Annotated in this window: 3 protein-coding genes; all 3 read right to left on the minus strand. The window is 58.7% G+C overall.

The window, feature by feature from the left end; translation table 11 throughout:
- The coding region (locus OXG98_00290; GenBank protein MCY3770452.1) for an FAD-binding oxidoreductase at window positions 1–480 on the minus strand (480 nt) is incomplete at its 3' end.
- A gap of 47 nt (window positions 481–527) precedes the next feature.
- Window positions 528–1952, minus strand: coding sequence for an FAD-binding protein (locus OXG98_00295; GenBank protein ID MCY3770453.1), 1425 nt, complete (start codon window positions 1950–1952; stop codon window positions 528–530).
- Between the two features lie 24 nt (window positions 1953–1976).
- Window positions 1977–2263 (minus strand): acyl dehydratase (locus OXG98_00300; GenBank protein ID MCY3770454.1); only part of this gene is annotated, 287 nt, incomplete at its 5' end.

The raw sequence follows: 2263 nt of genomic DNA on the forward strand, positions 1-2263 counted from the left end.
GCCGATCAGAAAATCGCGGACCGTGCCCTGGGATAACCGGGCGGGACCGTTGAGATTGGCGGCAATGACTCCGCCGACCGTGGCCCGCTCTGGACACGGCGGGTCGAGCGGCAGCCATTGACCGTTTTCTCCGAGGATTGCCTGGAGTTGAGCCAGAGACATGCCGGCCCCGACGGTAATGGTCATATCGGTAGGCTGGTAGTCGACAATCGTGTTCAGCTCCGTCGTACATAGCGCCCGCTCATATCGTTTTGGTACGCCACCCAAATGAAGAAACGCGCCGTGCCCCACCGGACTGATGGCGCGACCGTGGTCATTCGCCTCTTTCAGCAGACGGGAGACTTCTGCAATCGACGCGGGATAGACCACCGTCTCGGGTGCTTTCCCATCGATGACGAACTGGGTGGACGGCGGATGACCTGCGGCCTGCGTCAAAGGAGTGGACGTGTCCTCCAATGGTTTAGAAGGGATGTCGGACACGTTTACTCCTTTCGGTCTGGCTTTCGCTCCAATCCTCTTACGGCGGGCTAGAGCGGGACTTGGCGGCGAGGCGTCTTCACGTCAATACAGCCGCCAGGTGTCGGGATGATCTTATTGGGATTACACAGGTTATCCGGATTAAAAACGGACCGGAGTTGGGTCATGACCATCAGATCTTCAGGGCTAAAGATGAGCGACATCTGGCCCATCTTTTCGACGCCAATCCCGTGCTCACCGGTCAGACTGCCTCCCAAGTCTACGCAGGCATTCAGGATTTCCTTCCCGGCTTGGACCACCCGCTGGGTTTCGTCGGCATTGCGCTCGTCATACATCAGGATCGGATGGATGTTGCCGTCCCCGGCGTGAAACACATTGGCAATCCGCAGTTGATATTTTTCTGAAACTTCAGTAATCCGCTGCAAAATGTCCGGGACCTTGGTCCGCGGGACGACGCCATCCTGGGTGCAATAGTTGGGTGATAAACGGCCAATGGCGCCAAAGGCGCGCTTACGACTCTTCCAGAGCGCCATCCGTTCCGCATCATCCCGCGCGATTCGGACCTCGCGGGCCTGATTCTGTTTGCAAATCGCCTGAATCCGTTCGGTTTGGGGGTCGAGACTGGCGGCGAGGCCATCGATCTCAATAATCAGAACCGCCCCGGCGTCGGTTGGGAAGCCAAAGTGAAAGGCTTCTTCGATCGCTTGGATAATCAGCGTATCCATCATTTCCAGAGCCGCCGGGACAATACCTGAAGCAATAATGCCGGAGACGGTTTGGGTGGCGTGGTGGACCGACTCAAACACGGCCAGAAACGTGCGGTAGGCCTGCGGCTGGCGGGTGAGCTTGAGGGCGGCCTGGGTCACGATCCCGAACGTACCTTCCGCGCCTATGGTAATCCCCCGTAAGTCATAGCCGGGAACGTCCTCGACCGTCCCGCCTAAGGTGACGATTTCTCCGTCTGGCAGGACGACTTCCAACCCGAGCACGTGATTGGTGGTCACGCCGTATTTGAGCGTATGCGGCCCGCCGGAATTTTCGGCGATATTACCGCCGATGGTGCATGCCTGCTGGCTGGACGGGTCAGGGGCATACTGAAAGCCCTGATCTTTCACCGCATTACTGACCCACAGATTCACCACGCCGGACTGGGCCACGACATAACGGTTGAGCAGGTCTATATGGACAATCTTGTTGAGGCGGCTGGTCCCGATCATGACCGGCGCCTCGACCGGCAGGCAGCCCCCGCTGAGGCCGGTCCCGGCTCCGCGCGGGACAAAGGCGATCTTTTCCTTGTTGAGAAATTTGACGACCGCCGCCACTTCTTCCGTCGAGTGAGGCAGGACAACAATCTCAGGGACGGCTTTCTCCAGGGTATAGCCGTCGCAGTCGTAGACTGAGCGCGCACTCTTATGCGCGACCACCCCGTCAGGGCCAACGATGTCATACAAGCAATCAAGAATTTTCTGATCCATGCGCATTCCTCTCGTTCCGTTCGACTACACCGGCCGGCGGCGGATCATACGTTTGACGGTATACTCAAGGAGGACCGCATCGGCCTGATTCAGGACCTGGGTGAGCGAGGTGACGACCCCGCGGTCGGGCTTGGAAGTCTCACGTTTCCCGAGAATGCGGACTTTGACCCGAACGGTATCTCCGCAGTGCAGTGGCGCCGGGATGTTCATGTTTTCATTGCCGAGAAGGGCCATACCACCTTTGGCCATGCAGGACTGCACGGTCAGGCCCTCGGCCATGGCAAAGGTAAACGAGCCCGGCGAGATTCGGC

Source organism: Gemmatimonadota bacterium, assembly GCA_026706345.1.
GTDB lineage: Bacteria > JAAXHH01 > JAAXHH01 > JAAXHH01 > JAAXHH01 > JAAXHH01.

Coding starts and splice junctions, on each gene's coding strand:
- OXG98_00295 (MCY3770453.1), bottom strand. CDS start 1,952: ATGGATCAGAAAATTCTTGATTGCTTGTATGACATCGTTGGCCCTGAC.